Origin of the sequence: Candidatus Paralachnospira sp. LCP21S3_A2, assembly GCF_052118925.1 — a bacterium.
In the GTDB taxonomy this organism is placed as follows: Bacteria; Bacillota; Clostridia; order Lachnospirales; family Lachnospiraceae; genus Lientehia.
The window spans coordinates 22,447-29,005 of record NZ_JBQKGG010000022.1; the positions used below are offsets into that span (position 1 = coordinate 22,447).

The window sequence follows — 6,559 nt, forward strand, 5'->3', positions numbered from 1 at the left end:
GAGTTCCCCTTTTAGTAAAAGGAAAGAGGTGAATAACAAGTATGGATATTTTTAAGCTTGGAGACAAGATCCTTGCACTTCTTGAGGCGGTGTTTGGGTTTTGGAACAATCAGATATCCCTGGTCTTTGCAATGCTTGGACAGTCACCGGTCAGTTTCAAGGGCGGAGGTCCTTGGGCAGTTATTGAGGGTATTGAGCCGGTCTTTGTAGCGGTCGGTTCATCCCTCGTTGTGCTGTTCTTTGTTATCGGTTTCTGCTCGGAAAGCATAGATGTAAAAGATGAGATGAGGTTTGAGTCTATATTTCGTATGCTTATCCGACTGGGACTTGCAGAATGGTTTGTTGCAAATAATGTCACGATTATGAAAGCATTTTTTACTTCCATAGGAAATCTGGTGGGACTTATATCTGCCGGGACAACGACGCAGCTAGCCATTGACAGTACACAGGCAGATATCATTAAGGGACTTGGATTTGGTGAAAGTTTAGTAATGCTGATACTTACAGCTTTGCTTGCAATCATCATTATTATCTGTGGATTCTTTATCATCTACACAGTGTATTTCAGGTTCTTAAAGATACTGATCATTGTGCCGCTCGGTGCGATTGCCTGTTCCACGATGGCAGGAAACAGAATGGTCAGCCATACAATGGCTACCTACTGCAAATATTTCCTGTCATGTGTGTTTGAGGCAGTAACGATGGCACTTGCGATTGTGGTATGTAATGCATTTATCAATGCAGGACTTCCGGCATTTACAGGAAGTTATGCTGACTGGGCACAGACACTTATATATCTGTGTGAAATGACATTTACGATAGCAATGACTGTCGGAAGTGTGAAGGGTGCACAGACACTTACAAGCAAGGCATTTGGATTATAGAAGGAGGCAGAAATGGATAATGAAAAGAAACAGGTTACTTATAATTCAAGCATAACCGGAGAAACGCAGGTGACATTTGATATCCAGCAGTATATGAATAACAGTGCAATGTTTATTGGTCTTATGTGTAATGAAGATGGATATGAGGAGCCTTTTGGGGATGTGACTGTGAATTTGTCGGTTGCAGCACCAAATTACTGCGGATATCTGAATGTGAATGACATGCCGGATATTGAAAAGTTTATTACAGACAATGACATTGGAGAGTTTACAGGATTCACGCAAAGGAGCGGGTTCTGTGAATATCCTCTTTATCTGTTCAATGTAGATAAGCTTAGAGAACTGTGTCCGGATGGAATGGATAAGTATGAGGCAAATATCGGAATGACAAGAAAGCCAGAGACAAAGGATTTATCAAGATAGGAGGCAGGGACAATGGTAATCGAAGTAAACAAGGATATTGACCGCTATCAGGAATCGGTTGCAATGGGACTTACTGCAAGGCAGCTTATATTTTCCATTGCAAGCGTAGTGGTTGGTGGCGGTATCGTTCTTCTTCTTTACAAGTATATCGGTCTTACGGGTTCTGCTTATGTGGCAATTCCCTGTGTGGCACCGATTGCACTTGGTGGTTTCTATTCCTTTAATGGGATGAATTTCTACGAGTATATGGGAAAGAAACTGCATTTTATGTTTGGAAACAGGGCACTTACCTATGTATCAACAGAGGGAGAGCCTGCAATAAAGCAGTTAGAAGCAGAACAGAATGAACAAGTAAAGAAGAAAGGCAGAAAGGCTGAACCGGAGACTGTAACAGCTGATTCGGCTGTAAAGAAGCAGGAGGAGTTTGAAGCAATGAAGAAAAAGACGAGAAACATGCTGCTTGGACTTGTCGCAGTCATTGTGGCGGCAGCAGCAGGCATTGCAGCATATAAGGCAATGCATTAGAAACGAATAGTATCTGACCGCAAGGTCGGGAACACAGCCCGCAGGGTGAAGTTCCCGGCGGGCTTTCATTATAAGAAAGCGAGGTTAGAGACATGGGTTTATTTACAGACGGATTTAAGTTATTAAAGAAGGCGAGTGAGCCTTTGTATAAGACACCTAAATCCATTCAGGAAACCATAGAGATTATGGCGGTGGCTGAAAACGGCATTTTTGAAGTGAGCAAAAATAAGTATTCCAAATGCTACCGCTTTCAGGACATCAATTACACGACAGCAACGGAGGATGAGCAGATCGGTATTTTCGAGAGGTATTGCAAGTTCCTAAATTCGCTGGACTGTAATTATAAGATTACGATCAACAATAAGAACAAAAACATGGATGAACTCCGTGACAAGGTTCTGATTGCTGAGAAAAACGATGGCTTCAATAATTATAGAAGAATCTACAATGACATCATTGAGGAGAAGATTATTGAGGGCAGACAGGGGATTGAGCAGGAGAGATACCTGACAATCACGATTGAGAGAAAGAACTTCGAGGAGGCAAAGGCACAGTTTGCTACCCTTGAGGCAACGATACACAAGGCTTTCATTGAGCTTGGGGCAGAGATTGTTCCGCTTAATGGCAATGAGAGACTGAAAGTGCTCTATGATTATTATCATCTTGGAGATGAGGGCAGCTTTGATTTTGATATCAAAAAGGCAAAGAAGGTCGGAGCAGATTTTAGAAATGATCTGTGCAATGGGATGGTGAAATATTTCCCGGACCATTTTGAGGATGAGAGTAAATTCTGCAAGGCACTTTTTATCAAAAAGTATCCGAGCAGTTTGTCAGACAGATTTATCAATGAGATTACTTCCCTTCCGGTTCATTCCATCACGAGCATTGATGTGGTGCCTGTTCCTAAGGATTTGACTACAAAGGTGCTTCAGAAGAAATACCTTGGTATTGAGTCGGATATCATTAAGCAGCAGAGAGTCCGTAATAAGAATAACGACTTTTCTACGGAAATTTCATATGCCAAGAGAACGGAGAAAAAGGAGATTGAGGAAATCATGGATGATGTTCGTGAGAATGACCAGTGCCTTTTCTTCGTGGGAGTTACTATTATTCTTATGGCAGAGAGCAAAAAAGAGCTTGATAGCGTCTGTGAGACAGTGGAGACTATCGGAAAGCGTAACAGCTGTACGATTGATACACACTACTTAAAGCAGAGGGAGGCACTCAACACAGCGCTTCCGATTGGTGTAAGACAGGTGGAGACAATGCGTACCCTTCTTACCCAGTCACTTGCGGTGCTTATGCCATTCAATGTGCAGGAATTAAATGACAGCACAGGGAACTATTATGGTATCAATCAGATCAGCAAGAATGTGAATATCGGTAACAGAAAGAAGCTGATAAACGGAAATGGCTTCGTTTTCGGAGTGCCGGGTTCCGGTAAATCCTTCTTCTGTAAGATGGAAATGGGCAGCGTATTCTTGTCGGGAGATGATGAGATAATCGTCATAGATCCAATGAACGAATACTTTGATATTGCTGAGACTTATGGTGGAACAGTGGTAAATATGTCCACTTACACGGATAACTATGTGAATCCGCTGGAGATGGATGTATGGAGCCTTGATCCGAATGATTCCAAGGGAATGGTAAGAGAAAAAGGCGAGTTTATGCTTGGTCTTTGTGAGCAGTGTATCGGAGACAGCTTAAATTCAAGACAGAAGTCAATCATTGACCGCTGCGTGAGAAAGCTGTATATCGACATTGCAAGAAGCAAAGAGAAGTATATCCCGGTGATGAGTGATTTTTACGATATCCTTATGGCGCAGCCGGAGGAGGAAGCAAAGGACATTGCACTGTCACTAGAGCTTTTCGTAAATGGTTCGCTTAACATCTTCAATCACCAGACAAATGTGGATGTGGATAACAGATTTACAGTATATGGCATCAGGGACTTGGGTACAGAACTTAGTCCTATCACAATGCTTGTTATGATGGAATCCATTCAGAACAGGATTGTTGAGAATGGCAAGAGAGGCAAGGCAACATGGCTCTATATTGATGAGTTCCATGTTCTGCTTAATTCCGAGTATTCTGCAAAATACTTGCAGCAGCTCTGGAAGAAGGTAAGAAAGCAGGGAGGTCTTTGTACCGGTATCACGCAGAATGTTGTCGATCTGTTGCAGAATTACACAGCAACCACAATGCTTGCAAACTCTGAGTTTGTGGCACTCTTGAAGCAGGCAAATACAGATAGTTCAAAGATGGCGGAGGTTATCGGGGTATCAGAGGCACAGCTTCGGTTCGTAACTAATACCGCCTCTGGAATGGGACTTATTAAGTGTGGTTCGGTAGTAATTCCCTTTGATAATCAGATCAGCAAGGATACGGATTTGTACAGGCTGTATAATACCAACATTCATGAGAAGATTGCGGAACAGAAGAAAAAAGAAGCAATGCTGCAGTGATAACAGATGAATTTTTATAGAATCTATAGTATAATCAAGAGGTCGGATGAATGTCCGACCTTGATGATAATAAATTAGATATTCCCTATTTTTAAGAAGAAAGCATATAAGATTCGATATGAAAAATAAATAAGGAAGCAGTTCTAAAATGTATCATTTGTACCGGAGAACATGTGGCTGGATTTTAAGATATGCTTATCGTACACTTTGACGAGAATATGTTGATTGGGGATGCAGCGGACCTGGATGCATTTATGGAAATGTATGGTGTGGAAGCAATTTCCAAGGAATATTTGTAATTATTAGGGAAAAGAAAATTTGAATTTGCGCTTCTATAAGGTGGAATGTGTTGACACAATAAATACAGTATGATAGTATTATCATTAGAAAAAAGGATGGCACATTTCGTGTAAGGTGAGGAAATGATTAATAGATAATTTAATTTAAGTAAGACACATATAGTTATTGAGCCTGTAGAAAATAGGTTTATTTTTGTGTACGCTTAAGTTGGATTATCGCAAGAGGCATTTCCTTTGCTTTTCCTTAGGGAAAGGAATAAAGGTCTATTTGGCGAGTCTATTTTTGCGTATGCAAAAAAGGCTCGTTTTTGTGTGTACAAAAATAATTGACTCGTGTTTCGAAAAGGAGGAACTTTATGTTACAGATAAAGAAATTAAATTTAACACATAAAAAAGACCTGAGAGTAATTCTTGATGATTTCAACCTTGTGCTAAATGATGGAGATAAAGCAGTTATCATTGGAGAAGAAGGGAACGGAAAATCAACATTAATGAAGTGGATATATGATCCATCGCTTATAGAAAACTATATAGAAGCGGATGGGGAAAGAGTAATGGGAAACGAACGTTTTGGTTACCTTCCGCAAGAGATGCCCGATGAAGATAAGAAAAAAACCGTATACGAGTATTTTTCTGAGGAAGAAATATTCTGGGAGAAAACGCCAAAAGAACTGTCTGTTACTGCAGGAAAATTTGGAATAAAAAATGATTTTTTCTACAGTAGTCAGATGATGGGGAGCCTTTCAGGAGGAGAAAAAGTCAAGGTACAACTCATGCGGCTTTTTATTCGCGATGTTTCTGTGCTATTGTTAGACGAACCTTCAAATGATATTGACATTGCGACGCTTACATTACTGGAAAAAACCATAAATGAATGGAAACATATTGTGCTTTTTATTTCACACGATGAAACATTGATAGAGCGTACCGCCAACATGGTAATACATATCGAGCAGATTAAGCGAAAAACAGAAGCGAGATATACCGTGGCCAAGCTTCCCTATAGAAACTATGTGGAGGAACGGCTTCATAAATTTGAACTTCAAGAACAGAGGGCACTATGTGACCGTAGGGAAAAAAAGATTCGAGATGAGAAATATCAAAGAGTGTCTCAGAGTGTGCAAAGCGCATTAGCAAATTGTTCCAGACAAGCGCCGTCGGTGGCAAAGAATTTGAAGGACAAAATGCACACAGTTAAGGCTATGGGGCGAAGATTTGAAAGAGAAGACGAAAATATGACGCAAATGCCGGAGCAGGAAGAAGCAATCTTTTTTAAATTAGGAGATAAAAACGCATACATTCCAACAGGGAAAACGGTCATAGAATATGAACTTTCAAAGCTAATGACTCCAGAAGGCGAAAGAATTTTGGCAGAAGGAATTTATTTGAAAATAAAAGGATCAGAGAAAATCTGTATTATAGGAGCCAACGGGGCAGGAAAAACGACTCTTCTAAAAAAGATAGCGGAAGAACTTATGAATCGGAATGATATTAAAGCAGAATATATGCCCCAAAATTATGAAGATTTGTTGGAGCTATCTGTTACACCGGTTGATTACCTTGATAAAACAGGAGATAAAGAAGAGCGTACAAGAATTAGAACATACCTAGGTTCACTTAAATACACGCCAGATGAAATGGAGCATCCTATTCGGGAGTTGTCTGGTGGACAAAAGGCGAAAGTGCTTCTTTTGAGGATGAGTTTAAGTGGTGCGAATGTTCTTATTCTGGATGAGCCTACAAGAAATTTTTCACCATTATCCGGCCCGGTAATAAGAAAAATGCTCCGAGAATTTCCAGGGGCTGTCATTAGCATTTCTCACGATAGAAAGTACATTGAAGAGGTGTGTGGTCCTATGTCAAGATTTAGTACAAATTAAAATGAGAAGTTCTGCCTGCTAAGCAGCAGACAGTAACATACCCCTCTCATACAGCTTTTCATATTCGTCAGGTGATACAT

General features: G+C 40.4%; 5 protein-coding genes. All 5 read left to right on the plus strand.

Annotated features, from left to right (window positions below):
- The first annotated feature begins 41 nt into the window (after positions 1–41).
- The 5 genes from ACTQ3K_RS11855 (at position 42) to ACTQ3K_RS11875 (ending at position 6,479) form a co-directional block, all read left to right on the plus strand.
- Entirely contained in the window at positions 42–884 is an 843-nt protein-coding gene (locus ACTQ3K_RS11855) for a hypothetical protein (RefSeq protein WP_004611540.1), read from the plus strand.
- A gap of 12 nt (positions 885–896) precedes the next feature.
- Entirely contained in the window at positions 897–1,307 is a 411-nt protein-coding gene (locus tag ACTQ3K_RS11860; protein WP_075720927.1) for a DUF4313 domain-containing protein, read from the plus strand.
- 12 nt (positions 1,308–1,319) lie between these two features.
- Positions 1,320–1,832 (plus strand): PrgI family protein, encoded by a 513-nt coding sequence (locus ACTQ3K_RS11865; protein WP_006858872.1) that lies wholly within the window; start codon positions 1,320–1,322, stop codon positions 1,830–1,832.
- A gap of 92 nt (positions 1,833–1,924) precedes the next feature.
- Positions 1,925–4,300, plus strand: coding sequence for a VirB4-like conjugal transfer ATPase, CD1110 family (locus ACTQ3K_RS11870; protein ID WP_077326136.1), 2,376 nt, complete (start codon positions 1,925–1,927; stop codon positions 4,298–4,300).
- 655 nt (positions 4,301–4,955) lie between these two features.
- Complete coding sequence (locus ACTQ3K_RS11875; RefSeq protein WP_441568049.1) at positions 4,956–6,479, plus strand: ATP-binding cassette domain-containing protein; 1,524 nt, start codon at positions 4,956–4,958, stop codon at positions 6,477–6,479.
- Positions 6,480–6,559 lie beyond the last annotated feature (80 nt).